Origin of the sequence: Nocardia jejuensis NBRC 103114 (assembly GCF_001613145.1) — a bacterium.
Lineage (GTDB): Bacteria > Actinomycetota > Actinomycetes > Mycobacteriales > Mycobacteriaceae > Nocardia > Nocardia jejuensis.
The window spans coordinates 1-25,953 of sequence record NZ_BDBU01000037.1 but is presented as its reverse complement, the minus strand read 5'-3'; the positions used below and the strand labels follow the sequence as shown (position 1 = coordinate 25,953).

Here is a 25,953-nt window from a genome sequence, read left to right as displayed (position 1 = left end):
GCAGGGCGGGGTCGATCAGGCAGGGCGGGGTCGATCCCGCCGGGCGGCGGATCAGGCCGGGCGGTCGATCGAAAGCCGATGCTGGAAAAGGGTATTCGGATCCCACTGCGCCTTGATGCCGCGCAGCCGCTCGTAGTTCGCGCCGTAGTAGAAGGCGTGCCACGGCACCCCGGAGGTGTTCCAGGCCGGATCGGCCAGATCCGGATCGGGATAATTGATGTAGCTGCCGCCGTTGGACTCGTTCGGCACCGGCACACCCCCGGTCTCGGCGTAGAGCTCGCGGTACATCTCCCGGGACCACGTCACGAACCGGTCGTCGTCGGCGGGCTCGTACCACGCGGCGTGGATCAGCATCTTCACGAACGAATCGCGCGCGGGCATGGCGGTGGCATCGGCCGCCACCGCATTGACCGCACCGCCGAAAGGCAGGAATTCCACCTGTGATTCGCCGACGAAGCGCAGGTCGGACAGGTAGCGGTAGAGCACGCGCAGCTGGTCGGTCGAGTACGCCGTGCGCAGGTACGCGGATTTGACGTTGACCCGGAAGCCGGGCATTCCCTTGGCGTAGTACACATTCGAGACGGTGTCGGCGTAGGAGGCCTGCGTCGCGGGCATCGCGATCGGCGCGGGAAGCACACCCTCGGACAGCGCGGCGACGAACTCGTCGAGCCGGCGCCGGGCATCGGGGTGGTCGCCGTCGAGCAGGACCAGCACATCGGATCCGGTCAGACCCGGTTTGAGATGCAGCGGCGCGTACAGCCCCGCGAACGGATCCCCGGGCGCACCGTGCTCGGCGAAGAAGGCGAGGTAGTTGCCGACGAAGCGGACGAAGGATTCCTCGGTGGCGAACGGCAGGGTGAGGCGAGTGCTCAGCATGCTGCCGGGCGGTTTCGGCAGCGCCGCAGCCGGATCCGCGCTCTCGGCCGCCGGTGAGCGCAGCAGATAGCGGGTCACCACCCCGAAATTTCCGCCTCCGCCGCCCGTATGCGCCCACCACAGGTCCGCGTTCGGGCCGTCCTTGGTGGCGAGCACGGTCGAGGCCCTGCCGCCGCCGTCGACGGTGACGATCTCCAGGCCGTACAGATGATCGACCACCAGCCCGAGTCGCCGCGAGAGCGGGCCGTATCCGCCGCCGCTCACGTGTCCGCCGGTGCCGACGCCCTTGCAGATGCCCGCGGGAACCGTGACGCCCCAGCGGTTCAGCCGCTCGTAGAGCTCGCCGAGATCGGCGCCGGCGTCCACGGAGAAGGCGCGGTGGTCCTGGTCCCAGGACACCGCGCCCATCCGGTGCATATCGATGATCGACCGGGTTCGATCGTTGTCGACGAAGTCGGTGAACCCGTGTCCCCCCGAGCGGACCGCGATCCGCAGTCCCTCCGAGGCCGATCGTTCCACCGCCACCCGGACCTCTTCGGTGGTAGTGGGCACGAAGATCCGCTGTGGGCTCGCGACGAACCGGTCGTTGTAGCCGCGCCGGGCGAGCGTGGTGAAACCGCTGTCGCCCGGGTGCAGAACGGCCGGTTCCGCCGCACTCGCGAGTGGTGGTCCCACGGTGCTCGCCGCCGCCCCGATCGCACCGACGGCGAGGAAACGGCGACGAGACAAAACCATGAACTCCCCCAGAACAGTTGCCGGCGCGTGCGCGTCGAACAGTAGCCATCCACCGCCCGGTGCGCGAAACGGAGCACCGGCAACCATCCGTACCGTTCAGTCGACCGCGAGTGCCTGCCGCGGGTCCGACGTCGTCTGCTGCCGCAGCACCGAATGCTTGCGGCCGTAGACGTAGTAGACGATCGCGCCCAGTGCCATCCAGATGACGAACCGCAGCCAGGTCTCGATGGAGAGATTGAGCATCAGCCACAGACACGCCAGCGCGGCGAGAATCGGGATGAGCGGGACGAACGGAACCCGGAATCCGCGCTTCAGATCCGGCCGGGAGCGACGCAGGATCGGCACGCCGACCGCGACCAGGACGAATGCGACCAGGGTGCCGATATTGACCATCTCCTCCAGGGTGCCGAAGTCGACGAAACCGGCGAGCAGGGCACACACGACGCCGACGATGACGGTCAGGCGCACCGGGGTTCCGTTGGCTCCGGTGCGCGCGAGGTTGCGCGGCAGCAAACCGTCCCGCGCCATGGCGAACAGGATCCGGGTCTGGCCCAGATACATGACCATCACCACGGTGGACAGGCCCGCGATCGCGCCGACGGAGATGATGTTCTTCACCCAGGTGTCGCCGTGGATCGCGAAAGCCGTTGCCAGGGTGGCATTTCCGTCCGAGAGCTGGGTGTAGGAGACCATGCCGGTCAGCACCAGGGAGACCGCGACGTACAGCACCGTGACGATGGCCAGCGAGCCGAACAGCCCGCGCGGGACGTCGCGCTGCGGATTGCGGGTTTCCTCGGCGGTGGTGGCCACGACATCGAAACCGACGAACGCGAAGAACACCAGGCTCGCGGCCGAGAGCAAGCCGAACCAGCCGAAGCTGGTGCCGCCGGAACCGGTGAGCCAGGCGAACAGTGACTGCCGCACTCCTTCGGCGTGCTGCGAGGGCTGCGCGGGCGGCACGAACGGAGTCAGGTTCGAGGCCTTGAAGTAGGTCGCGCCGACCACGAGAACCAGCCCGATCACGGCCAGCTTGATGGCCACCGCGACCGCCGACACCCGGGAGGACAGTTTGGTTCCGGTGGCCAGCAGGGTTCCGACCACCGCGATGATCGCCACCGCGCCCCAATCGAAGCGGAGAGACCCCAGTCCGACAACGGTCGCCTGACCGCCGAGTAGTTCACCCAGATACTGCGACCACCCTTTGGCCACCACCGACACCGCCAACGCGAACTCCAGGATCAGATCCCAGCCGATGATCCACGCGATGAGTTCGCCGAAGGTGGCGTACGCGTAGGTGTACGCGCTGCCCGCGACCGGCACCGTCGATGCGAACTCGGCATAGCACAGGGCGGTCAATCCGCAGGCTATCGCCGCGAACACGAAGGCCAGTGAGACCGACGGGCCCGCCACCGAGCCCGCGGTGCGCGCGGTGAGGGTGAAGATGCCCGCACCGATGACCACCGCGACACCGAAGACGGTGAGGTCCTTGGCCGTCAGATCCTTGCGGAGCTTGGAATCGGGATCGTCGGTATCGCGGATGGATTGTTCGACTGATTTGGTGCGGAACAATCCGCTGTTCGTCATCGCCACTGGGGTCTCCTCTTCGACACTTTCGGCGCTGTCAGATCGATCGCGGGATGGCGTCCAGGCGACGCTCGGCGAACCGGTTCGCCGCGGCTCCGGTGCCGATTCCCTCGGCCCGGGCGGCGGTGATGATGTTGCGGCAACGCGGGAAGATGCCTGCCACGTCGGATTCGACCTCGGCCGGGGCGGCAGAGCGCAGCTCGCCGGCCACCTGGATCAGGCCGCCCGCATTGGCGACGAAATCCGGGATCCAGGTGATGCCGCGCTCGGTGAGCGCCTGCTCCACAAGGGGATTCGCGAGCTGGTTGTTCGCGGCTCCGCAGATCAGCGTGGCCTCGATGGCGTCGGCGCTGGTTGTGGTCAGGGTGCCGCCCATGGCGCAGGGCGCGTACACGTCCACAGGTGCGGTGGCGACCGAACTCAGCAGGCGCACCGAGGGATGACACTGCGAAACCAGCTGCAGGGCGGCGTCGTTCACGTCCGACACGCAGACCTCCGCGCCGTCGGCGAGCAGCAGGTCGATCAGCTCGCGGCCGACCTTGCCGACGCCCTCCACTCCGACCGTGCGCTTCGCCAGTGAGGCTGTGCCCCACACCGATTCGGCTCCGGCGCGCATGGCGTTGAACACGCCGAGCGCGGTCAGCCGGGCGCTGTCGCCGGAGCCGCCCGCCGCGGTGCTGCGGCCGGTCACGTAGCCGGTGTGGCGGCCGATGATGTCCAGGTCGTCGGTGTTCGTGCCGACGTCGCCGGCCGTGATGTACCGCCCGCCGAGGGTTTCCACGAAACGCGCGTACGCGGCGAGCAGTTCCGGGGTCTTGTCCACCGCCGGATCGCCGATGATGACGGCCTTGCCGCCGCCGAGCGTCACGCCCGCCGCCGCGGCCTTGTAGGTCATGCCCCAGGACAGCCGCAGCGCGTCCTGCAGCGCCTCCGATTCCCGCGCGTACGGGTAGAACCGGGTGCCGCCCAGCGCCGGCCCCAGCGTGGTGGAGTGGATGGCGATGATCGCCTTCAGTCCGGTTCTGTCGTCCTCGCAGAACACGACCTGTTCGTGGCGTCGGGAGCTCAGCTCGTGCGAGCGTCCGAAAACCCCTGTGTCGGTGTGCATTGCGGTCACAATGTGTCCTTCCTGGATGCCGCGGGTGTGCGGCGGTCGGTCGCCGTGTGGGTGACGGCGTGTGGGTGCCGCGTGGTGGCGGCGGGTGTCGCCGTCGTATCCGGCTGATCGGCCGTGACGCGGTGCGGCGCTCGGTCCGGGATCGGCACGTCGTGACGAGCGGTCGGCCCCGGGATGATGCTGATGGTTCGTCGGGTGGCCGCGGGCAGCGTCGGCTCGGTCCGGTCGGGCAGGGGCGAGGCGTACGGGTCGGCTCGACCAGGCGAGGCCGGTGTGTGTCAGGGCCGCACTTCGCCCCGGGGGTCAGTCGTGCAGACCGAGTTCGCGCAACTTCGCCTGGTACAGCTCGATATTGGCGAGTTTGACGTCCTCGTACCCGCGCACCAGGTCCGGCAGTCCGGCGACCTGAACGGCGGTGTCGTAGTTCGCGGCGCTCAGTCCGGTGGCGAGATCGCGCACCATCTCGGTGTAGTGGGACAGCAACTCCCGCTCCACCCTGCGGACGTGGGCGTAGCCGAAGGGGTCGAGCGGGGTGCCGCGCAGCAGCTTGCCCTTGGCGAGCACCCTCAGTGCCACATGGGATTTGGGTCCGAGGCCGATCTTCCTGGTGCGGCCCATCGCCCGCAGCACCGGTGGGTGCAGCTTGTAGGTGAGGTTCTCCCCGCCGGGGACCTGGGCGCGCACCTCGGCCAGGAAGGCGGGATCCACCAGCAGACGGGCGACTTCGTACTCGTCCTTGTACGCGGTGAACTTGTGCAGGCCGCGCGCGACCGCTTCGGAGAACTCGGTGCGACCGGTGACGAGGCGCTCCGCGGTCCAGGCGAACCGGACCGTGTCGATGTAGCGCCGTGCGACTGTGGCGCTCTGGTAGGCGATCAGCTCCGCCGCGCGCAGCTCGACCAGGCGCCGGACCTCGCCCTCGAAGCCGGTGCCCAGCAACAGTTCCGACGGCACGGCGGGGGTGGTGCGCGCCGGTGTCGTCACCGTCGCCACGGCCGCGAAGGCGTCCGGATCCGCGATGGCCACCCGGCCCCACCGGAACGCGGCGATATTGGCCGCGACCGCGACGCCGTTGATGCCGATCGCCTCCTCGATGGCCGCCGCGGGCAGTCGCAGACCACCCGATTGGAACGCCGCGCCGACCATCAGGAAGTTCGCCGCCGCGGTATTGCCGAACACCTGCTGGGCCGCGGCCAGCGCGTCGAAGTGATGCACCGAATTCGATACCGAGGCAACGCGATCCAGCAGCGATTCGGTGGCCGGGTACGGAACCGACTTGTCGTACACCATGTCCCCGGTCGGGGTCTTGCTGGTCGAGGCGACCGTCACCGTCGAGGCCCGATCACCGTACCGGAGGTTCTTCGGGTCGGCGGCGGTGAGCAGATCGATGGCCAGCACGCAGTTCGCGCTCCCCGGTGTGAGCCGATTGGACGGCTCCAGCTCGGTGGTGGAGAACCGCAGATGCGACAGCACCGGACCGGCCTTCTGGCTCAGCCCGATCTGATCCAGGCTCTCGACCTCGTATCCGGCCCGGAGCGCGGCCGTGGCCAGCACCTGGTTCACCGTCACGATGCCGGTGCCGCCGATGCCCGCGATGAGCACGTTCTGTGTGCCCTCGGGTGCGCGCAGACCCGGATCGGCGACGGCGGGGGGAGTGGGGGTCGCATGTCGCGCGGTGGTGCGGCGCGAGGAATCGGCGCGGGCGTCCCGGGCCGACCCGCCAGTCCAGCGATCCAGGAACCTTCTTGCGCGCCCGGTGCCCTCGGACCCCTTGGACCCCTTGGCATTCGGAGTCAGTTCCACCGTCACGAAGGACGGGCAGTCACCGTCCATGCAGCTGTAATCGGTATTGCACGAGGTCTGATCGATCCGGGTCTTGCGGCCGAATTCGGTCTCGACCGGTTGCACCGACAGGCAATTGGACTTCACGCCGCAGTCGCCGCAGCCCTCGCACACGGCTTCGTTGATCACCACGCGGGTGTTGCGCACGGGCAGGGTGCCGCGCTTGCGCTGCCGCCGGGCATCCGCCGCGCAGTGCTGGTCGTAGATGAGCACGGTGACGCCCTCGATGTCCCGCAACATCTTCTGGGCCTCGTCGAGCCGGTCCCGATGCCACAGCAGCGTGCCCTTGGCCAGCGCGCGCCGGTTGTGCCGCGCGGGTTCGTCGGCGCAGATGACGATCTGCCGGACGCCCTCGGTGCGCAACTTGTGGGTGAGCCCCGCGACGGTGAGACCGCCCTCGACATCCTGCGCGCCGGTCATGGCGACGACTTCGTTCCACAGCAGCTTGTAGGTGATGTTCACCCCCGCGGCCACACAGGCCTGCACGGCCAGCTGCCCGGAGTGGAAGAACGTTCCGTCGCCGATGTTCTGGAACAGGTGCGGCACGTCGGTGAACGGGGCTTGCCCGATCCACTGGCTGCCCTCGCCGCCCATCTGGGTCAGGCCGGTCACCGCGCTGTCGCCGCGGCCGGACATGGTGACCAGGGTGTGGCAGCCGATACCGCCGCCGCCGATCGAACCCTCGGGGATGGCGGTGGAGCGATTGTGCGGGCAACCACTGCAGAAGTAGGCGGTTCGCTTGGCGGAGAGCACTTCGAGCGACAGTGGCGGCGGCGCAGCCCTTTTCAACTCCATTCGATCCCGCAGCACCCGGCGCAGCGGCCCGAGCAGACGGCCCGCGGTGAGCTCTCCGTCGAACGGCATCAGCGCGGCGCCGCGTCCGTCGCGCTTGCCGAGGATCTGCGGCGCATCGGCGGTGCCGTACAGGATTTCGCGAATCTGCGTTTCGATGAAGGCGGTCTTGTCCTCCACCACGATCAGCTGCTCCAGCCCCCGGGCGAACTCGGTGATCCGTTGCGGCCCCAGCGGATACGGCATGCCGATGCGCAGCAGCCGGATCCCGGCGTGGTGCATGGCCGCCTCGTCCACGCCGAGGTCGAGCAGAGCCTGGCGGAGCGCGTCGAAAGTGGTTCCGGTGGCGGCGATTCCGATCCGGGCGTCGGCGGGATCCACCTCGATCACATCGAGCGCGTTGGCCGCGCCGTAGGACCGGACCAGGTCCCAGCGCGGCCCGTACAGGTCGGCCTCGGCCAGGACGCTGTCGGCGGGCGCCGCCATCGGCCGCTGCCGGTAGTGGAAAGGCTTTCCCTCCCACCGCACTTCGGGAACGGTGATGGGCAGATCCGCGACCGTGGCATCGACGGTCCACGCGCCGTCCGCGACATCGGCGACGATCTTCATGGCCACCACGCAGCCCGACGCGCGCGAGAGCGCGATGCCGTGCATGCCCAGGGTGATGATCTCCCCGGCATTGCGCGGGAACAGCACCGGAACACCCATGGCGGCCAGCGACCGTTCACTCACCGCGGGCACGGTGGAGGATTTGGAGGCCGGATCGTCACCGACCAGCAGCAGCACGCCGCCGCGCGCATTGACCCCGTACATGTTCGCGTGCCGGATGGCGTCGGTCGCGCGATCGACACCCGGCCCCTTGCCGTACCAGACCCCGATGACCCCGTCGTGGGTCGCGCGCCCGGCGGGCAGATCAGCCTGGCTGCCCCAGACCGAGGTGGCCGCGAGTTCCTCGTTGAAGCCCGGCACGAAGGTGATGTCGTGCTCGGCCAGCACGCCCGGCATGCCCAGCAGCATCTTGTCCACGCCGCCGAGTGGACTGCCCTGATAGCCGGAGACGAAGGTGGCCACCCGGCGACCGGCCCGAATGTCCCGCACATGCTGTTCCACGAAGAGCCGGGCGATGGCCTGCACACCCGTGAGCAGAACGGGCCCCGCGCCGGAGCGGTAGCGGTCGGCCAGGTCGTAGGGCGCGGCCGGCTCGGCCTGCCCCAGCGAGGATGCGCAGACGACGTCGGTCATGAACAGCCACCACACTTTCCGCAACCCAGATCATGAGCTGCGAACGAAGGAACAGCGATCGGTGCAACGAAATCTGCCGTGGAGTGTGATCCATGTCAACAGTCGCCGAAAAAGTTGATCAATCTGCTCAAAAGTGATCTGTGACACTCTGACCTGTACGTCATTCTGCTCGAGCGCTCACCCGGACGGGCGCTCCCACGCCGGGCGATGCGCCGACCGTCAGGGTCGAGGGTTGGCGGTCAGATGTTCGACCAGGGGGAGGGATCGATACTCGATCGGCGTGGCCAGCGCCAGCATCGTCTCGGTGTGCTTGACCCCGTGAATGGCGTGCACCCGCTGGATGATCTCCAGCAGATCCTGCTGCGACCGCGCCGCGATCCGTACCAGCAGGTCGGAGCGCCCGGTCGTCGCGTGCACCTCGAGCACGTGCGGGAACGCGCGCAGCGCCTCGACGATGTCGTCCATCCTGTTCTGATCGAGTTCGATCCCCAGAAACGCGTGTACCGCGAACCCGATCGCCTGCAGATCCACATCCGGCAGATATCCGCGCACCGCCCCCGCCGCCTCGAGCCGCTTCATCCGCGCCTGGACCGTATTGCGCGCGATTCCCAGTCGCGCCGCCAGGTCCAGGATCGGCGTGCGCGGATCGGCGGCCAACTCCTTCAACAGCGCGGAGTCGAGTGCGTCGAGCTTCATTGCCATGCCGCATTCTCACACGGCGGGGCGCGGTCTCCCGGCCAGGCGCAATGCCGCATTCTCGCGTTCGAGTTCGGCCACGCGATCGCGCAGGGAACCCAGCGCCTGTGCCACCGCGTCGCGGGGATACAGCTCCGGGATGTGCTGGCGGCAGTTCCAGTCGAAGGCTTCGACCTCGATCAGCACGGCACGCTCGACCTTGGCCTGATACTCCGGGACGGTCAGTGCCGCAACGAGTGTCGGATCGTCGGCGATCTCGACGATGCGGGCTCGTCCGAATATCTTCATGCGGGCCTTGGCGGCGTAATCCATCAGGAACAACGAGACCCGATCGTCGTGATCGAGATTGCCGCGGCTGATGTACTGGCGGTTGCCCCGGAAATCGGCGAAGCCCAGGGTGTGGGCGTCGATCACCTTCAGGAAGCCGCGCGGCCCGCCGCGATGCTGGATGTACGGCCAGCCGGTCTCACCGACCGTCGCCAGGTAGAAACTGTCGCGCTCGCCGATGAACCCCGCTTCGTCCGGGCCGATCTCATCCGCGAGCGCCGGGACCGAGGTCATCCGCTCGTAGCTGCGCAGGCTCCCGGCCTCGCGCTGGTGTTCGCGGACCGACTCGGTGAAGGCGACCTGTCCGTAGTGCCCGGTCATCGTGGCCCGCGCTCGGGGGAATGGCTGTGCATGGCGACACCTTTCGGAACCGTCTAACTGTCTATAGACGATTGAAAGGTTGTAACCGGTTGGATAATTCCCGATGCCCGGTATTGCCGCGGTTGGGCCGATCACCGGCCGGGGCGGCGACGCCGATGAGCGGCCGCGCCCGCTCGGTCCCGGTGCGTCACAGCCGGTTCCCTTGCGCGCGGTCCCGTGGAGGTGCGGACCGGGCCCGTTCACCCGGCCTGAGGCGTCTGGCTCTCGGCTCTGTCGCCGAGCCAGCCCAGCAGCGCGGCGTAGACGGCGTCGTGGTTGAGCAGGCTGAAGTGGTTCGCGCCCGGCAGGTGCAGGCCGTTGGCGTCGTCGAAGCCGATGCGGCGGGCGCGGTTTCGGCCCGAGCCGCTGCTGGGCAGGACCAGGCCGTCGCCGATGATGCGACCGAGCGGATGGCGCGGACTGCGGGTGATCGAGGCGGTGACGAAGTAGTGGTCCGCGCCGGGCAGCAGCGGGATTTCGGCGATCGCCCTGCGGCGCAGGTCGTCCACGTCCAAGCCCTCCCAGTCCTCGTCCACCAGCGAGCCCTCGCGCAGATCCCGGATTCCCGCGCTGCGGCGGCGCAGCAGTCGTGCGAAGGGTCGCGTCTCGGGCAGGCGGTCCAGGGCGGCGGAGGCGACGTGCACCAGCTGTTCGAGCGGCGCGCCCAGATGCGGCGAGCCGAGGCAGACGATCTGACGCACGAGCCGCACCCAATCCTGCTGTGCCGCATCGGCTCGGTGGCACGCGCCGCGCGCGATCAGGCCGCCCATCGAATGGCAGACCAGGGCGATCTCCTCGACCTCCACCGGCCAGTACTCGACCAGATCACGCAGCAGCACCTCGAGCTGGCGGGCATTCTCGGAGATGTGCAGGCCGCTGTTGAACCGCACCATGAGGGTGGAGCGGTCGAGATCGGTGTCGAGCCGCTCGGCGTAGCTGGGCCGGCCGCCGAGTCGCCAGGCGTGTTCGGTCTCCACCAGCCCGTGCAGGAAGAGCACGATTCGCGGGCGCGGATCGGTCACCATCATGCCGATGTCCTTCGGCCCGACCGGTTCCCCGTCGACGCGAAATGCCATGGGTGAGGCCAGGATCGGCCGTTCGTCCTCGAGGCTGTCCCCGATCAGCCCCTGGAGCGCGGCGAGCAGACCCGAGCCGTAGACGGTGCGCGAGGGCATGGGAATGCCGGGCAGGTCCGCCGCGAGCTCCGCCACCGTGCCCGCGGTGACCGCGCCGCCGCTGACCATGCGATACACGCCGTCGGTGATGGCATCGTGCACCACCTTCACCGGCAGCGCGGCCTGGCCGACACCCAGGGCCACCGCGGCGAACACATGATCACTGATCGCGCGGTGCGTGGTTCCGATACCGTCGATCGCGCCGCCGAGCTCATCGCCCGCCAGCCGTGCCAACGCCCGGATTTCCGCTCGCCGCTGCGGCATCGTCTCCACCATGATCTGAGTGTACGACTGTGCACTGAGTCATGTGCGGTGAGCACCGCTTTCCGCCGGAGGCGCATCGGCCGCCGCGACCTGCGTGCGAGCGGAACCCTCCCGCTCCGACAATCCGATCCGGTCGTGCAGGATGCGCAGGGGCCTCGGCGCCCACCAGTTCCAGCGGCCCATCAACCTCATGAGCGAGGGCACCAGCAGGCAGCGGACCAGGGTGGCGTCCGCGAGGACGGTGATGGCCAGGCCCAGGCCCATGAGCTGGATGAACGAGAGCCGGGAGAAGGTCAGGGCGCCGAGCACGATGGCCATCAGGACCGCGGCGGCGGTGAAGATGCGGCCGGTGCGGGCCACGCCCATCGCCACGGCGTGCGTGTTGTCGGCGGTGGTTCCCCCGGAGGCCAGCCATTCCTCCCGAATGCGGGAGAGCAGGAAGACCTCGTAGTCCATGGACATGCCGAAGGCCAGGCAGAACATCATGATCGGCACATTGGCGACCAGGTAGCCGGTGGGGGTGAAGCCGAGCAGACCGGCCAGATGCCCGTCCTGGAACACCCACACCATGGCCCCGAAGGCGGCGGTGAGGGACAGGAAGTTCATCAGCAATGCCTTCACCGGGAGCACCACACTGCCGGTGAACAGGAACAGGACGATGAACATGGCCAGCACGATCCAGGCGGCGGCGATCGGGAGTTTCGCGCCGATCGCGTGCAGGGAGTCCACGTTCTCCGCCGCCGCACCCGTGAACAACGGTGGCACCGGCGCGGTCACCGCGCGCAAGCGATCCAATTGTTCTTCTCCCGCAGCGGAATACGGGTCCAGTGCGGTGCTCACGGCGACCACCGCGCCGGCGTCGGTGATCATGCCCGCCGGCGCGGAGGCCAGCCGCGCGCCGTTGATGTAGGTACCGGCGCCGGACAGGACCGCGGAAGCACCCGGCACCTTGGACAATTCGGCCGCGTAGGAGCCGATCGCCTCGGGAGCGCCGTGGAAGCCGGGCAGCCCGACGGTGATGGCATTGGCCGGGTTCTGGGTGAAGTCCTCACGCAGGATGTCGCCGACCTCGCGACTGGAGGTGGCCCCCTCGCGGATGGCTCGATCGTCCGGGGTGCCGAATCTGATTCCGAGGAAGGGAGACCCGAGCAGGAGCAGGATCGCCAGCACGACCACGGCGATCGGCACCGCGCGCCGGGTGACGCCGGTGACCATGCGATACCAGGCGCTCTGCTCCGGCGGCACCGCGCGCGGTGCTCCCCGCCGCAGTATCCGGCGCACCGGCACCCGCAGATCCAGCGCGTTGATCCGGGGTCCGAGCAAGGCCAGACAGGCGGGCAGCACGATGACCGCGGCCAGGGCCGCCGCCGCGACGACCGCGAGCCCGCTGTAGGCGAACGAGCGCAGGAAGAACATCGGGAACACGATCAGCGCCGCGAGCGAAAGCACCACCACCAGAGCGGAATACAGCACGGTGCGCCCGGCGGTGCAGACGGCGCGGACCGCGGCCTCGGGTAGATCGTGCCCGGCCTCGATCTCCTCCCGATAGCGCGAGACGATGAACAGGCTGTAGTCGATCGCGAGCGCCAGACCCAGCGCGGTGGTGGTGTTCAGGGCGAAGACCGATACATCGGTGACCTCGGTCAGCAGCCGCAGCAACGCCATGGTGGTCACGATGGACACCAATCCGATGGCCACCGGTAGCAGCGCGGCCACCAGGCTGCCGAACACCAGCACCAGCACCAGCGCCGAGAGCGGAACGGCGATGGCCTCGGCCAGCGCGAGATCCTGGATGCTGACCGCGTTGAGGTCGCGCAAGGTCGTCGCGTACCCACCGGCTTTCACCGTCACGTCCTGGAATCGCGGAAGCGCGTCGACGATCTCGTCGGCCGAGGCCTGCTGGGCGGTGTCGTCGCCGCCGATGCGGGCCAGGACCAGCGCGGTATGCCCGTCGGAACTTCGCAGTGCGGTGCGCAGATCCGGCGCGGTGGACCAGTAGGACTGCACCACCGCGATATCGGGCCGCGCGTGCAGCAGTGCCGCGAGTTCGGAGCCCGCCGTGCGCGCCTGCTCGCTCTCGACCCCGGCATCCGTGGCGACGGTGAGGACGAAGTTCGGTGCCGCGCCGCCGAACTCGGCGTTCAGCAGCTCGGTGGCCCGGCTGGACTCGGCTTCGGGCGGGGTGAAGCCGCCGGCCTTCACGTGCGAGGCGACGGTCGCGCCGAGCCCGCCGCACACGATGATCAGCAGCAGCGTCGCACCGAGCACCGCGCGCGGGCGGGTGACCGCGAACCGCGCGATCCGCTCCAGCCAGGAATTCTCCACGGTCGCAACCTCTCTCACGGTGATGGGTGCGGGACCCGTCATCGAAGCCGGGTGATCAGATCGATACCGTCGTCGATGGGCAGGGCGGTACGCACGTAGCGGTCCGGCCGCGCCGCCAGATATCGGTGGAAGTCGCCGATCTTGTCCGCATGCTTGGAAACATTGTCCGAGACGATCACCGCGCCCGGGGCCAATATCGGCTCCACGATCCGAAATATCGGCAGGTGCAGCGGAATCCAGCCGTCCAACAGCAGCAGGCCGATCGAATCGGTCAGGCTCCGCAGGGTTTCCCGGGCGTCACCGACCAGAATCCGGGTGTTGCCCGCCAGCCCCGCCGCCGCCAGATTGGCGGTGGCGGTCGCGGCCTTGGCGGCGCTGAGTTCGGTGCCGATCACGCGTGCGCCGGTCCGCGCGGCGGCCGCCGCCAGGTACAGCGTCGACATGCCATGGGAGGTGCCGTATTCCACGATGGTCCGCGCGCCGGTGGCCAGCGCCAGTTGATACAGCAGCCTGCCCACCGGCCGAGCCACCGGCAGCAGCGCCTGCTCGGCGACCGTCGTGATCGCCTGCAGGGCTTGCGCATCCGGTGTCGCGCCGAGGCGACCGAGCGAGGCTCCGACCTCGCCGAGCCGCGCCGAGTCCGTGGACGCCTCCTGCTCGAGCCGCTCGAGCACCTCCACGACTCGTGCGTCGAGGAAATCGAGCCGGGCATCGTCGGCGGTGTCGATCATGAATGTCCTCCTGGAGATCCGTTGCCGGAGCTGATGAGCGTGGTCCCGGCCTCCGCGGCGATCCAGCCCGCCGCCGTCACCGGGTCCACGCCCGCATTGCCCAGTCGCTCGGTGATGGCCGCGGGCGGCGCGCCGCGGCCGAGGGCTTCGCGAATCATCGGCGCGAAGCGGGCGCGTTCGACGGCCTCGCGCCGGGCATCGAACAGCGCGGTGGCCGCCGCGGCCGTGCCCGCGCTCAGCAGTGCGCCGAACTGTTCCAGTGCGACGGTGACCAGTGCGCGCACCGCCGCGTCGGTGATCTCGGTGGTCCCGTCCGCGCCCGGGCGCAGCAGGCTCGGCGCCGACGCCAGCACGATCTCGGGTTGGTAGAGCACGGTGTTGCCCAGGTAGGACACCACCCGATTGAGATCGGCCAGCCCCCGTGCGCCGTTGCCCCGCGACAGCGTGACAACGACCGGCAGCACGGCCTTGCCGCGCAACGCGCCACCGCCGTGCGGACGCGAGAGCCAGTCGAGCGCGTTCTTCAGCACCCCCGGAATGGACTGGTTGTATTCGGGCGAGGCGATGATCACCCCGTCCGCCGCCGCGACCGCGGCGCGCAGTGCGGCCACGCCGGGGTGATCCGGATAGACGTCGATGTCCTCGTCGAAGAGGGGAACATCGGCGAGATCCTCGAAGATCCGGTAGCGGCACGCGAACGGGAGGAGTCCGGGCACCGCGTCGAGGAACGCGCGATTGAAGGACCGGCTCCGCAGGGAGCCGGGTATCGCGAGCACGGTGGGTATCGGCACCGGGGGACTCACTCGGCCGGCGGGATGTAGCGCAGCTGGGTGAACTGCTCGATGTCGTACTTCTCGCGCAGCGCGGCGACCGCCTCGGGGTCGACTTCCTCTCCGGTGCGGAAGATTTCGATCAGGCCCTCGAAATAGTGCTCGTGATCCGGTGGCGGGGAGGCCTGGAAGAACATCTTGGCCGGACGATCCGAGGCGTTGCGGAAGGCGTGCGGGCAGCCGGGCGGGACGAAAAGCACGCTGCCCGCCTTCGCGGTGATGACGCTGTGGTCCTCGTGTGAGGTCCACTCCGACCAGTGCCCGTCCTTGGACACCGGTTCGAAGGCGAGGAACTCGAGTTCGCCCTCCACGATGTAGAACAGCTCTTCGGAGTGCGCGTGCCGGTGTGCCCCGACGTCGAAGCCCGGGGGCACCAGCACCTCGAAACTCGATGCGGCGCTGGAATGTTCGCCGGTGACCTTGAAGACCACCTCGTGCGCCGCACTGACCAGGCGCTTACCCTCGCCGGGGGCGACGTACAGACCCTGGATCGTCATTTCGTGTACCACTCTCCCAATGAGATCTCTGCGGTGATGCCCGGACCGAACCCGGCGATGAGGCCGCGGCCGATCTTCGGGTTGTCCTCGTCCTCGAACAGCCGGCGCATCGCGTCCAGCACCACGGCGCTGGCGATATTGCCGTGCCTGGTGAGGGTTTCGCGGCTGTAGCGGAACTGATTCGGAGGGACGTCGAGGAACTTCGACAGATCGTCGAGGATGCGGGGTCCGCCCGCGTGCACGATGTAGAAGTCGAGCATGCCCGCGTCCCAGCCCTCCTGCTCGGAGACCGTACGCAGCACCGGCGCAAGGGGTTCCATCGTGCCGGGGACGCGCTTGTCGAGCTGGAAGTGGAAGCCGGTCGAGCGGACGGCGTAGGAGATCCACTCGGCGGTGCCGGGAATCAGGTAGGAGGCGTTGCGCCGCAGCTCGATTCCCACATCACCCGGCGATACGGTGTCGGAGACAACGACCGCGGCGATGGCATCGCCGAACAGGCCGTTGGACAGCAGGGTGCCGACTCCGATGTCCGTGGGCTGGTAGCACAGCGAGCAGAACTCGCACGCGACGATGAGCGCGTTCGAACCCGGATGCGCCCGGCAGAAGTCCATGGCGCGAGCCAGTGCCGCACCACCTGCGGCACAACCCAATTGCGCGATCGGCAGCTGGGAGGTGGACGGCCGGAAACCGAGCTCGTTGATCATCCAGGCCGTCATCGAGGGCATCATGAAGCCGGTGCACGAGACGTAGATGATGACGTCGATATCGCTCGCGGTCCGGCCGGCGTTCGCCAGCGCCTCCGCCACGACGATCGGAACGTAGTGCTTGGCCTCGCGTTCGTGCACCAGGTTGCGTTCCTCGAAACCGGGGTGCGTGAGCGTGACCTCCAAGGGCTGCACCACGTTCCGGGTCTCGACGCCGGTATTGCGGATCAGCCGCAGGGCGAGTTCGAGGTTCGGGTTGTCGGCGTGCAACCGCTCGGCGACCGCGAGGGTCTGATCCAGGGTGATGACCTCCGCTGGGAACGTCACCGCGGGTTTGTACAGGATAGCCATCCGTCTGTCTCCTGAGTCGTGAAGGGGGAAGGGCGCAGACGGCTAACCGGCCGCGAAGACCAGGGCGGCAAGCAGGACTGTTGTCCAACCCACCAGAATCGTGTGCGGGGGAGCGAGTTTCGACCGCGCGCGCAGCACCGCGACGCCGTCCTCGATCGATTTGCCGCGTACCGCGAGCGCGGTCTTGCCGACGAATCGCGCGGCCAGCAGGCAGGCCAGCAGATAGGGGATCAGCCCCCAGTTCGGCCCGAAGCCCACGAGAATCGACGCTGTGACCAAAGCGGCACCGGCACAGAGCATTCCGACGCCGAGGGTGAGGGCGCGGGTCAGCCCGAGGGCGCGCACATAGGTGCGGATCGAGTACAGCTCGTCCTCGGGGTAGTCCTCGGCGTGGCTGATCACGATGATGCCGATATTGGTGAGGGCGAAACCGCAGATCACGCCCACCACGGCCCATTCGACGGGTTGCTCGAAGGCCCGCAGCACGAACAGACCCGGCAGGATGAAGTACACCGCCAGCAGCACCGGCAGCTGCCAGATGCCGCGGCCGTTGAGATGCAGGGGCGGCAGCGAATAGCCGATTCCCAGCAGGGCCCACAGGCCGCCGATGAGCAGCAGGTCCCAGTGGCCGGTACGGAAGCTCAGATACCCTTCGAGCAGTCCCACCAGCAGCGCGGATGCCGCGATCTGCCGCACGACCGACGTGACGCCCAGGCCGTAGACCGCCTGCGAGAGCCGGGTCTTGTAGATGGCGTCCATCTCGCGGTCGGCCAGGCAGTTCGCCATGTTCCCGACCTGGATCGACACGATCACCACCACCGTCGCCAGCAGCATGTTCAGCGAGAACAGCTCGCGGGCCGACTCGGCGACCAGCAGCGCCGGCACCAGCGGCACCGTCAGCGTCAGCGGCAGGAATTCCACGCGACGGATACGCAGGCCATAGTTCAACCATGTACGCGCGGTTATCTTTTCGGCCGCAGGAGTTTGTTCGTCGGTCAGAATTCTGGCCCATTGGGCCGACAGTGTTTGCTGTGTGGGATTACTTTCCGTCATCTTTACCTTCTCCGTAGAAAAGCTTTTGCCATGCGGGTGACGCCACGCGGGCGGGATGTCGGCGCAGGACAGGCCGGACCTGGATGTGGGCACGAAAAAGTAAGTGCCATAAAGGATTCCGGGAGACGTTGCCGGGAGCCCCGCTGGGCTTCGTCCGGCTCCGATGCGCACAGGAATGGCGCGAAATCAGCGTGACACACGCTGACGGCGCCGTCAACAGATCTCGATTCTGTTGACTTCCGCGAGAGCGGTGTGTCACGCTGAATTCGCGCCACTCTTGTGCGCACATTCGGTGACTTCGACACCAGATCCTGGATCGGGCAACGTATTTCGGCTGCCGATCCATTCTTCTCGAATTCGACTTTCGACCCGGGCCGCGACAGCCATGGCTCGTGCGCGGGATTGCGGGGATCTTTTCTCCCCTGCCCGCGGCAGCGACGGGATGGAGACCAATGACTCTCGAAACAACCCTGCCCGCATCCGACGATCTGGGCGCCCTCGTTCAGAAGGCGGTGGATTCGGTCCCGTTCGACCCGGGCATCACCCGATTTCCACGACCGGTGCTGGAGAGCCTCGGCCAGGCAGGCGTGCTGCGCCGGCGCTGGGAATCGGCCGGAACCGGTGCGGGCGACGTACTTTTCGGCGTGCGCATGGGGGAGGAGCTCGCGGGCCGGGCTCCGGCCGGCGTCGCCATCGGCGTCTCGCTGCACACCGAGACGGTGCTGTCCATGCTGCACCGCTTCGGCGCATCGGATTACCTTGCGGGACTGCGAGATCGGGCGCTGGACGGGCTGGCGGTCGGCTGCATCGCGGCCAGTGAGCCCCGGGGCGGAAGCGATCTGTCCGCGGTGTCCTGCCTGGCCGTCCCGACCGCGACGGGCTGGTCGATTTCCGGTCGCAAGAAGTACGTATCCCTGGGCGCCGTAGCGGATTTCGCCATCGTGCTGTGCCGCATCGCGACCGCCGCGGGGGTGCCCACCGACCGGCACGCCACCATCGCGGTGCCGCTGGAGCGAGCCACGATCGTCCATGAGCACGAGAAACTGGGCACCCACGCACTCGACACCGTGGTGGTGGACTTCGAGCAGGTCGAGGTGGACCGGGACGCGACCGTCGGGCGCGCCGGACTCGGAGTGCTCAACCTGAACTACGGTCTGTCCTTCGAACGGCTGGCGATCGCCGCGCAGGTGGCCGGCGGTTGCGCCACCGCCGTCGCGCTGGCCGTGGAACACGCGGAACGGCGGGAACAGTTCGGCAGGCGACTGCGCGAACACCAGTACATCGCCTTCCGGTTGGCCGAGTTGAAGGCCGAGACCGAGGTGCTCTCCAGCGCGGTGCGCACCATCGCGGGCGATCTGATGTCCGGACCGCTGGATCGGGTGCTGATGAGCCGGATCGCGTCGGTCAAGCTGTGCGCGGCGCGCGCGGGTGAACGTCTGATCAGCGAGGCCATGCAGGTCTTCGGCGGTCCGGGCTATCTGCCCAGGGAGACGCCGTTCGGCCAGTTCTGGAACGACATCCGGGTCTCCCGCATCGGTGCGGGCACCGACGAGATGATGCTGGCCATCATCACCGATTCGCTGCGCGGCGATCCCGAACTCTACGACCGGCTGGTGAGTATCTCGCAATGACTGTAGTGACCTCTGAAACCATTCCATCCCAGTCGATCTCGACCCTTCGGCTGTTGTCCGCGGGAATGAGCGGCCAGGTCGGGCGAGGGCTGACCGAAGCCGTCACCGATACGCTCGCGCCGATCCACAACACCGCGCTGGTGCGCCGCCGGGTCCGGGCCGATCTGGCTCGCGGCGGCGGCCCGGCCGCGCAGGTCGTCGGCGACATCACCGAAAAGCTCTGGGCACTGGGCGATTCCGAGTTGGACGAGCTGCGCGATGTGGACGCCGTGGTGAACCTGGCGGGCCTGGTGGACTGGACCGCCGCACAGGCCACGATGGACCGGGTCAACTACCTCGGAGCGATGAACGGCCTCGCGCTGGCTCGGGCGCTGTCGCAACGGCTCGGGCGCACCGTGCCCTATCTGTACGTCAGCACCGCCTACGTGGCGGGCACCATGCACGGCTACATCCCCGAGGATTCGCACCCGCCGCACGAGGACCGCACGCCCTATGAACTGAGCAAATGGTTCGCCGAGAACCACCTGATCCGGGAGGCGGCCACGGACGGGCATCCCGTCCTGATCGCCCGGATCGGCGGCGTCATCGGCGGCTCCCGCTCGCGCTCGACCACCCGGTTCAGCTCGCTGTACCAACTGGTGGCTCCGATGTCGTCGGGGCAACTGCCGGTCCTGCCGGTCAGGCCGGGCGCGCGGGTGGACATCCTGCCGCGCGACGTCATCGGGGAAGGGCTGCTGCGGCTGCTGAACCACGGCGCGACAACAGGTTTCCAGGCCTGGCGGGGTGGCGCGATCGTGCACCTGTGCGCGGGTGAGTATGCGCCCACGCTCGCCGCACTGCTGGCGCTGCTGCACTCCAAGGATGTGCAGGGCCGCTACGCGCCGCCGCGGCTGATCGTCGCACCGGATCGCGCGCTGCGGCTGGCGGAAAACGTGGGCCTCAAATACGCGCGGTGGAACCGGGAGATGGGTAATCGCCTGTTCGGCCTGCGCTACGTGTCGATCGATCGCATCTTCGAGAGGACCCGGCTGATGGAGCTGACCGACGGGTGGTGTCCGACCACCTCGGTGGAGGAGATCATCGACATCGCCTTCGGCCTCGGTGCGGAAGCCGCACCCGAGGCGCTGCCGGAACTGCCGCTGGGGAGGTTCTCATGAGGGTCCTGGTCGTCGGCGCGTCGGGGTATCTCGGACGCGCGGTGGGGCGGGTGCTGTCCGCGGACGGGCACCGGGTCGTGGAGATGAGCCGCACCGGAAAGCCCTGTCACGGAACGTTCGTCGCGGGTGATGCGCACTCGCCCGGGCTCGGTCTCGATGCCGAGGCGCTGGGCGAGGTCGGCGACATCGAGGCCGTCGTGTGCTGCATCGGCTCGGTGGACATGGGGTCCGACCCGGCCGGCGTGGTGAACGTGCACGTCAACGGAACCCACAATGTGCTGGATTTCGCCGCGTCGATCGATTCGGTGCGGCGGGTGGTGTACGTGTCCTCGGTGCTGGCGCTGGGTCGCGCGAGCGGGACCATCACCAACCGGGATCTGAGCCGCGGCCAGAGTTTTCGCAACTGGTACGAGTACGCCAAGTATCGCGGCGAACTCATCGCGCGGCGCGAACGCCGGGTTCCGGTGAGCATCCTGCGATTGGGCACGCTGCTGGGACCCGCTCCCGCCGAGGTGATTCCGCGCCACGGCGGTCCGGTGGCGGCGCTGCCTCATCTGCTCAGCGGCTATCCGGTGGCGCTCGCGGACTGCGGGCGATTCCCGGTGTACGCCGCCGACGTCGATATCGCCGCCCGGGTGGTGCGTGATCTGGTGGTCGCGGACGAACATCGCAGTGCCTGTACCTATTTCGATCCGGAACGGCCCACGCTGGCCGCGGTGCTGGAGCGGCTGTGCCGCCCGTGGGGCGTGTTCCCCAAGGTGGTCGATTCGGCGGGGCCCGCCTGGATACAGCGGGCGGTGGCCCGGCGTTTCGGTGTGCAGGAGGATGTCGTGGATTACTCCCGGCCGCTGTTCGAGTTCGATCCCTCGATCTTCGATTCGCTGCCCGATCCGGATATCGGCTCTCGCACCGACTACATCACCGAAACCGGTGTGGCCCTGCGGCATTCCGGGCTTCTACGGACCCCGCACGCGCTCGGCGACCTGCGGTACGACGGCCCGCCCGCCCTGCCGCCCGCCGGGCCCGGCCTCCTGCTGTCCGCCGCGCCTGGTGTGCCCCCGTCCACACCACTGCCTTTCAGCGGACCGGAGGTCCTGCGATGAGCTTCCAGCACTGCCGCGTGGACACCTACGCGCATCCGAGCCTGCGGGTGTACTCGGCGGGCAACTTCGGCGAGATCGCGCCCAAACGACTCTCGCCCATGTCCTGGTCGCTGGTCGGGCGGCCGATGGAGCTGGGCACCCGCCGGTTCATCACGGACATCCTGGGCGCGCAGCGCTGGGCCACCGGATCGAACTACGTGTTCACCGGCTACTTCGGCTGCCGTCCGTACCACAATCTCACCGCGTACTGCCAGATCGCCGAGCACGTGAATCTGCTGACGCCGCAGGACGTCACGGCCGCGTACTTCGAGGGCATCACACCACCGGCATCGGCGCTCGCGCACCGGCCGGGTCCGCTGCGGCGCAACAGCGCGACCGCGCGCATGCTGCGCGAGCTGGTCGAGCTTCGACCCAGGGTGATCGAACTCGAGCAACAGGTCTTCGATTTCGAGCAGGAGGTCGAGGCGGTCCTGACCGGTGAGACCACCTGGCGGGTCGGTGAACTCGCCGCGCACGGCAACACCCTGCTCGAGCGGGCCTGGCACCTGCACATCATCGGCACCTCCGGTTCCATCGCGGCGGAAGTGCTGCAGCGCAATGTTATCGGCCGGCTGGTGCGCGGTGGGAATCGAATCACGAACTGGCTCAAGGAGCCCGCGGAACTGCCGTGGGGTCGAATCGCCGAGCTCGCGCCGATTCCGGGTGGCCCGTCGCAGTTCGTGGAGCGGCCCTTCTACGAGATCGCCGATACGGCACTGCCCTGGGCCGATTTCGTGATTCCGCCGATGGGGCAGAGTCCCGCCGCCGCCCGGGAGGAACCCGACCTGTCACCGCGCGAGGCGCTCATCGGGATGGGCGGACGCTGGCGTGGGGCCGGAATCGACGCCACCGTACTGTTTCTCGGCGATGTGATGGCCCTGCGCGAACACAGCAAGTCGCTGGCCATGCGACTGTTGCACGCGCATCGGCGCTTCGTGCCCGTGCTGGCCGAGCTGCGCGGACTCGGTGCCGCGGACTGGCCGTACCTGTCGATGAGCGAACTGCGCGGCACCCCGCCGGACCGGACCGAGATCGAGGCCCGTCGCGAATCCTGCGAGGACGCCCTGGCCGTCGATATGCCTGACTACCTCGATCTGTCACCCGGCGCACCCGAGGAGTTCCAGCCCACTCGGGCACCGCGCGGCGTCTCGGCCGGGGTGTGCGACGGCATCGCCATCGGGCTCGGAGAGATGCCGACGGCCCGGGGCGCGGTGCTGGCGTGCGAGAGCGCCGACGCCAACGTGCTGCCGATCCTGCCGTACGTGGGCGCGGTCGTGACCGCGCGCGGCAGCCAGTACTCACACATCGCCATCATCTGCCGCGAACTCGGCATACCGGCGGTCGTGTCCCACCCGTTGGCAGCCGACATCAAACCGGGCCAGCGGGTGTACGTGAACGGAGACACAGGAGAGGTGCGAATTGTCCACTGAGAGCACGACAACCGAGAACAACACCATCGAAGACGACGCCGTCGAGACCGTCACCGCGCTGCCGGCCGTCGCCGACCGGGTGGCCGATCCCGAGCAGGTGCTCGCGGTCATCGAGGACAAATTGGCCGTCGGCCGCACGCGCATGGACCTGCGGCTCACCGATTCGATCAAGGACGACATCGACATCGACTCGCTGTCCCTGATGGAGGCCCTCACCCGGGTCGAGGAGGAATACGGCATCGAGCTGATCGACCACGAGGAGATCTACACCGTCGTCACCGTCGGCGATCTGGTCGTGCTGATCCAGCGCATCTACCGGATAGCACATGATTCGACCGCGATTCGGGAGGCGCTGTGAGATCGATCGTCGACTGGATCGTCGAACGGGAAAACGAAGGCGCACTGCGCTTCTACACCGGTCGCGACTGGATGAGCCAGAGCTACCAGGACACGGCCGAGGCCGCGCTCGGCGTCGCGGCGTATCTGCGGGACCTGGGCATCACGCGCGGCGATCGCATCGCGCTGGTGCTCCCGACCTGCCCCGAGTTCCCGAAGTTCTTCTTCGGTGCGCTGGCCGTCGGTGCGATCCCGACCGTCATCGCACCCGCCGGGCTGCCCGACGGCGGAGTCACGGGGCAGCTGTCCAGACTGCGCTCGCTGGATCCGGTGGCGGTGGTCGCGGAGACCACCACCCTTGCCGCACTGCGGGAATCGCCGCTTCCGCTGCCCCGGCACCTGATCGACGCCGGAACGGAGCTGCCGCTCGGAGGTGACTGCGCGCTGACGCCACCCACCGGCGACGACACCGCGATCATCCAGTTCACCTCCGGATCGAGCAGTCTGCCGCGCGCGGTGCGGATCAGCTCGCGGGCCGTGATCGCCCATGTGCACATGCTCAGGACGGTCTTCCACGACAGCACCGACAACCGCCTCGCGAGCTTCGGCTCCTGGCTGCCGCTGCATCACGACATGGGCCTGATCGGCACCTTCCTCACACCGCTGCTGTTCGGGCAGGACAGCTGGCTGATGCGGCCCGAGCACTTCGTGCGCCGGCCGCTGCTGTGGCTGGAACTGTTCGGGCGGCACGGGGTCAATCACTCGGCCATGCCGAACTTCGCCGTCGAGCGCGTGGTGCGACTGGTCGGGACGAACAGCCTGCAGGGCATGGACTTCTCGCAGTGGCGCACGCTCATCGTGGGCTCGGACCGGATCAACTTCACCGCGTTGCGCGCGTTCCACGAGCTGCTCGCGCCGCACGGGCTGTCCGCCGAGACCGTCAAACCCGGATACGGCATGGCCGAAACCACCCTGGCCATCACGGTATCCGGGCTGCGGGAGATGCCGACCGCGCTCGCGGTGGACCACAAGACCCTGACCGACCACGCCGAGGTCGAGGTGCTGGCCCGGTGCAGCCTCACCGGCGGCGAATCCACGCCGCCCGATGCGCATCTGGTGGTGTCGTGCGGCCGGGAACTGCCCGGGGCGCACATCACCGTCGTGGACTCCGATCGACTCGCGCTCCCGGACGGCCAGGTCGGCGAGCTGGCCGTGTGGACGCCCGGACTGTTCAGTGGATATCTCGACGAAGAGCAACCCGGTGAGAACGACGTGCCGACGGTGCACTACACCGGCGATCTCGGCTTCCGCAGCGGCGACGAGATCTACGTGCTGGGCCGGATGGGCAACGCGGTCAAGGTGAACGGCGCCTTCGTCACCGCGGAGGACATCGAGCTGATGATGGCGCAGCGGCTCGGCATCCATCACGACAAGATCAGCGTGGTGCTGCGCGACATGGAGATGACCGGCAAGGTCTCGAGTCTCGTGGTCTTCCAGCAGCGGGTGCCCGCCGAGGGTGTCGAGACGGCGCTCGGCGTGCTGCGGCGCATGGGCCTGGAATCGGCGGGTGCGGCCCTGATCACCATGGCGCCCTTGGCGATTCCCCGCACCAGCAGCGGCAAACCGCGCCGGGTCGAACTCTGGAACGACCTGGTCACCGGTGTGAGCACCGGTAAGAAACTCTTCGTCGGCGTGGCCTCGCCACTGTTCGGCCTCGACCCCGTGGATGGTCATGCGCCCAGCCGTTGAGAGATTCGAGACACCGGAGAATTCCCGGGCCCGGTTCGGCGGCAAGGGCTTCTTCCTGGCCAAGCTGCGCGAAATGCACTACGCGGTACCGCCTTTCCACGTCCTGGAGGGAACGGTCCTGCGCCGGACCGAGATTTCCGAGCCGGAGATCGAGACGCTGCTGGCGCACCTGCGGCGCGAAGCCGCCGAGGTGATGGGCGTCGAGCCCGGCTCGGTGGCTTTCGCGGTCCGCTCGAGCGCGCCGGTCAGCATGCCCGGAATGATGGATACGATCCTGGGCGTAGGGCTCTCACCCTCCGACCTGCCCGCGCTGGCCGAACGCCTCGGCGGCCCGGACGCGGCGTGGGACATGCTGATCACCGGTGCGGAGGGGATGTGCCGGCACATCGCGGGCCTGCCCGCACCCGAGCCGGAACCGGCCACGCCGGCGGCATACGAGCGGCTGGTGGCCGCCTTCGAGAAGGCCACCGGAACGGACTTCCCCCGCACGCCCGCCGCACAGGTCAAGCGCGCGGTGGATGCAGTGGCCGCGTCCTGGAACAACAGCCGGGCCCGGGAATATCGTGCGGTGCACGGTATTTCGGAGCACGACTGTCCCTCGGTGGTGATCCAGGCGATGGCCTACGGCACCGCGGGCAGCGGCAGCGGCAGCGGGGTGGTCTTCAGCCATGATCCGCTGACGGGGGTGCGCGGGCTGCACGGGGAATTCCTGGGTGGACGCACCGGTGAGTCTCTGGTGGCCGGAACCGCGACGCCCACCGTCGTCGAGGAACTGGCGATCATCGCGCCCACCGCGCACGCCGAACTCGCCGCCTACACCGACGAGCTCTTCAGCTGGCTCAGCGTTCTGGTCGAGGTGGAGTTCGTGGTCGAACACGGCTCGCTGTGGCTGGTCCAGGTGCGCCCCGCCATCGCCGCGGACCGGGTGCACAACACCATCACCGTCGATGCCTGGCGCGCGGGCATTCTCGATCGTGGCGATGCCCTGGAGCGTCTGCGGCTGGACG

20 protein-coding genes are annotated in these 25,953 nt (G+C 68.4%); 7 read left to right on the top strand and 13 right to left on the bottom strand.

The features are described 5' to 3' along the window. Positions 1 to 51: 51 nt before the first annotated feature. The 13 genes from NJ1_RS27145 to NJ1_RS27085 all read right to left on the bottom strand — a co-directional run bounded on the left by NJ1_RS27145 (position 52) and on the right by NJ1_RS27085 (position 17,369). Complete coding sequence (locus NJ1_RS27145) at positions 52 to 1,611, bottom strand: FAD-binding oxidoreductase (protein ID WP_067699426.1); 1,560 nt, start codon at positions 1,609 to 1,611, stop codon at positions 52 to 54. A 96-nt stretch (positions 1,612 to 1,707) separates the two neighbouring features. Beyond that, positions 1,708 to 3,195 (bottom strand): amino acid permease, encoded by a 1,488-nt coding sequence (locus tag NJ1_RS27140; protein WP_067699424.1) that lies wholly within the window; start codon positions 3,193 to 3,195, stop codon positions 1,708 to 1,710. A gap of 37 nt (positions 3,196 to 3,232) precedes the next feature. Beyond that, positions 3,233 to 4,303, bottom strand: a complete 1,071-nt coding sequence (locus tag NJ1_RS27135; protein ID WP_067699422.1) for a Glu/Leu/Phe/Val dehydrogenase dimerization domain-containing protein — start codon at positions 4,301 to 4,303, stop codon at positions 3,233 to 3,235. Positions 4,304 to 4,615: 312 nt separating this feature from the next. Further along, positions 4,616 to 8,188, bottom strand: a complete 3,573-nt coding sequence (locus NJ1_RS27130) for an indolepyruvate ferredoxin oxidoreductase family protein (protein WP_067699603.1) — start codon at positions 8,186 to 8,188, stop codon at positions 4,616 to 4,618. Between the two features lie 219 nt (positions 8,189 to 8,407). Further along, complete coding sequence (locus NJ1_RS27125; RefSeq protein ID WP_067699420.1) at positions 8,408 to 8,890, bottom strand: Lrp/AsnC family transcriptional regulator; 483 nt, start codon at positions 8,888 to 8,890, stop codon at positions 8,408 to 8,410. Between the two features lie 9 nt (positions 8,891 to 8,899). Next, positions 8,900 to 9,532, bottom strand: a complete 633-nt coding sequence (locus NJ1_RS27120; protein ID WP_067699418.1) for a pyridoxamine 5'-phosphate oxidase family protein — start codon at positions 9,530 to 9,532, stop codon at positions 8,900 to 8,902. A 239-nt stretch (positions 9,533 to 9,771) separates the two neighbouring features. Further along, positions 9,772 to 11,022, bottom strand: a complete 1,251-nt coding sequence (locus tag NJ1_RS27115; RefSeq protein ID WP_067699416.1) for an esterase/lipase family protein — start codon at positions 11,020 to 11,022, stop codon at positions 9,772 to 9,774. A 27-nt stretch (positions 11,023 to 11,049) separates the two neighbouring features. Further along, positions 11,050 to 13,335: an MMPL family transporter gene (locus NJ1_RS27110; RefSeq protein WP_245717602.1), complete on the bottom strand. Its 2,286-nt coding sequence runs from the start codon at positions 13,333 to 13,335 to the stop codon at positions 11,050 to 11,052. A gap of 38 nt (positions 13,336 to 13,373) precedes the next feature. Beyond that, positions 13,374 to 14,066, bottom strand: coding sequence for an O-methyltransferase (locus NJ1_RS27105; protein WP_067699412.1), 693 nt, complete (start codon positions 14,064 to 14,066; stop codon positions 13,374 to 13,376). Next, a complete protein-coding gene (locus NJ1_RS27100; RefSeq protein ID WP_067699410.1) occupies positions 14,063 to 14,857 on the bottom strand; it encodes an NADPH-dependent FMN reductase in 795 nt (264 codons plus the stop codon). Before NJ1_RS27100 ends, NJ1_RS27105 begins: the two co-directional genes overlap by 4 nt. 8 nt (positions 14,858 to 14,865) lie before the next feature. Further along, positions 14,866 to 15,393, bottom strand: a complete 528-nt coding sequence (locus NJ1_RS27095) for a cupin domain-containing protein (RefSeq protein WP_067699408.1) — start codon at positions 15,391 to 15,393, stop codon at positions 14,866 to 14,868. Next, positions 15,390 to 16,448, bottom strand: coding sequence for a type III polyketide synthase (locus NJ1_RS27090; protein ID WP_067699407.1), 1,059 nt, complete (start codon positions 16,446 to 16,448; stop codon positions 15,390 to 15,392). Before NJ1_RS27090 ends, NJ1_RS27095 begins: the two co-directional genes overlap by 4 nt. Before the next feature lie 42 nt (positions 16,449 to 16,490). Then, positions 16,491 to 17,369 (bottom strand): UbiA family prenyltransferase, encoded by an 879-nt coding sequence (locus NJ1_RS27085; protein ID WP_067699405.1) that lies wholly within the window; start codon positions 17,367 to 17,369, stop codon positions 16,491 to 16,493. A gap of 584 nt (positions 17,370 to 17,953) precedes the next feature. On the opposite strand from NJ1_RS27085, the gene NJ1_RS27080 reads away from it, so the two are divergent. The 7 genes from NJ1_RS27080 to NJ1_RS27050 form a co-directional block, all read left to right on the top strand. Continuing rightward, positions 17,954 to 19,132, top strand: coding sequence for an acyl-CoA dehydrogenase family protein (locus NJ1_RS27080; protein WP_067699403.1), 1,179 nt, complete (start codon positions 17,954 to 17,956; stop codon positions 19,130 to 19,132). Beyond that, the gene (locus NJ1_RS27075; protein WP_084478903.1) at positions 19,129 to 20,289 is read left to right on the top strand and encodes an SDR family oxidoreductase; all 1,161 of its coding nucleotides are present in this window, start codon (positions 19,129 to 19,131) and stop codon (positions 20,287 to 20,289) included. The genes NJ1_RS27080 and NJ1_RS27075 overlap by 4 nt, the downstream gene beginning before the upstream one ends. After that, positions 20,286 to 21,392 carry an NAD-dependent epimerase/dehydratase family protein gene (locus NJ1_RS27070; protein WP_067699399.1) on the top strand — a complete coding sequence of 369 codons (1,107 nt, stop codon included), beginning with the start codon at positions 20,286 to 20,288 and terminating at the stop codon, positions 21,390 to 21,392. Before NJ1_RS27075 ends, NJ1_RS27070 begins: the two co-directional genes overlap by 4 nt. Beyond that, positions 21,389 to 22,861: a PEP-utilizing enzyme gene (locus NJ1_RS27065; RefSeq protein WP_067699397.1), complete on the top strand. Its 1,473-nt coding sequence runs from the start codon at positions 21,389 to 21,391 to the stop codon at positions 22,859 to 22,861. The genes NJ1_RS27070 and NJ1_RS27065 overlap by 4 nt, the downstream gene beginning before the upstream one ends. Then, positions 22,851 to 23,219: a phosphopantetheine-binding protein gene (locus NJ1_RS27060; RefSeq protein ID WP_067699395.1), complete on the top strand. Its 369-nt coding sequence runs from the start codon at positions 22,851 to 22,853 to the stop codon at positions 23,217 to 23,219. The genes NJ1_RS27065 and NJ1_RS27060 overlap by 11 nt, the downstream gene beginning before the upstream one ends. Continuing rightward, positions 23,216 to 24,946, top strand: a complete 1,731-nt coding sequence (locus NJ1_RS27055; protein WP_067699393.1) for an AMP-binding protein — start codon at positions 23,216 to 23,218, stop codon at positions 24,944 to 24,946. The genes NJ1_RS27060 and NJ1_RS27055 overlap by 4 nt, the downstream gene beginning before the upstream one ends. Then, positions 24,930 to 25,953 (top strand): PEP/pyruvate-binding domain-containing protein (locus NJ1_RS27050; protein WP_281202165.1); only part of this gene is annotated, 1,024 nt, incomplete at its 3' end. The genes NJ1_RS27055 and NJ1_RS27050, both read left to right, overlap by 17 nt.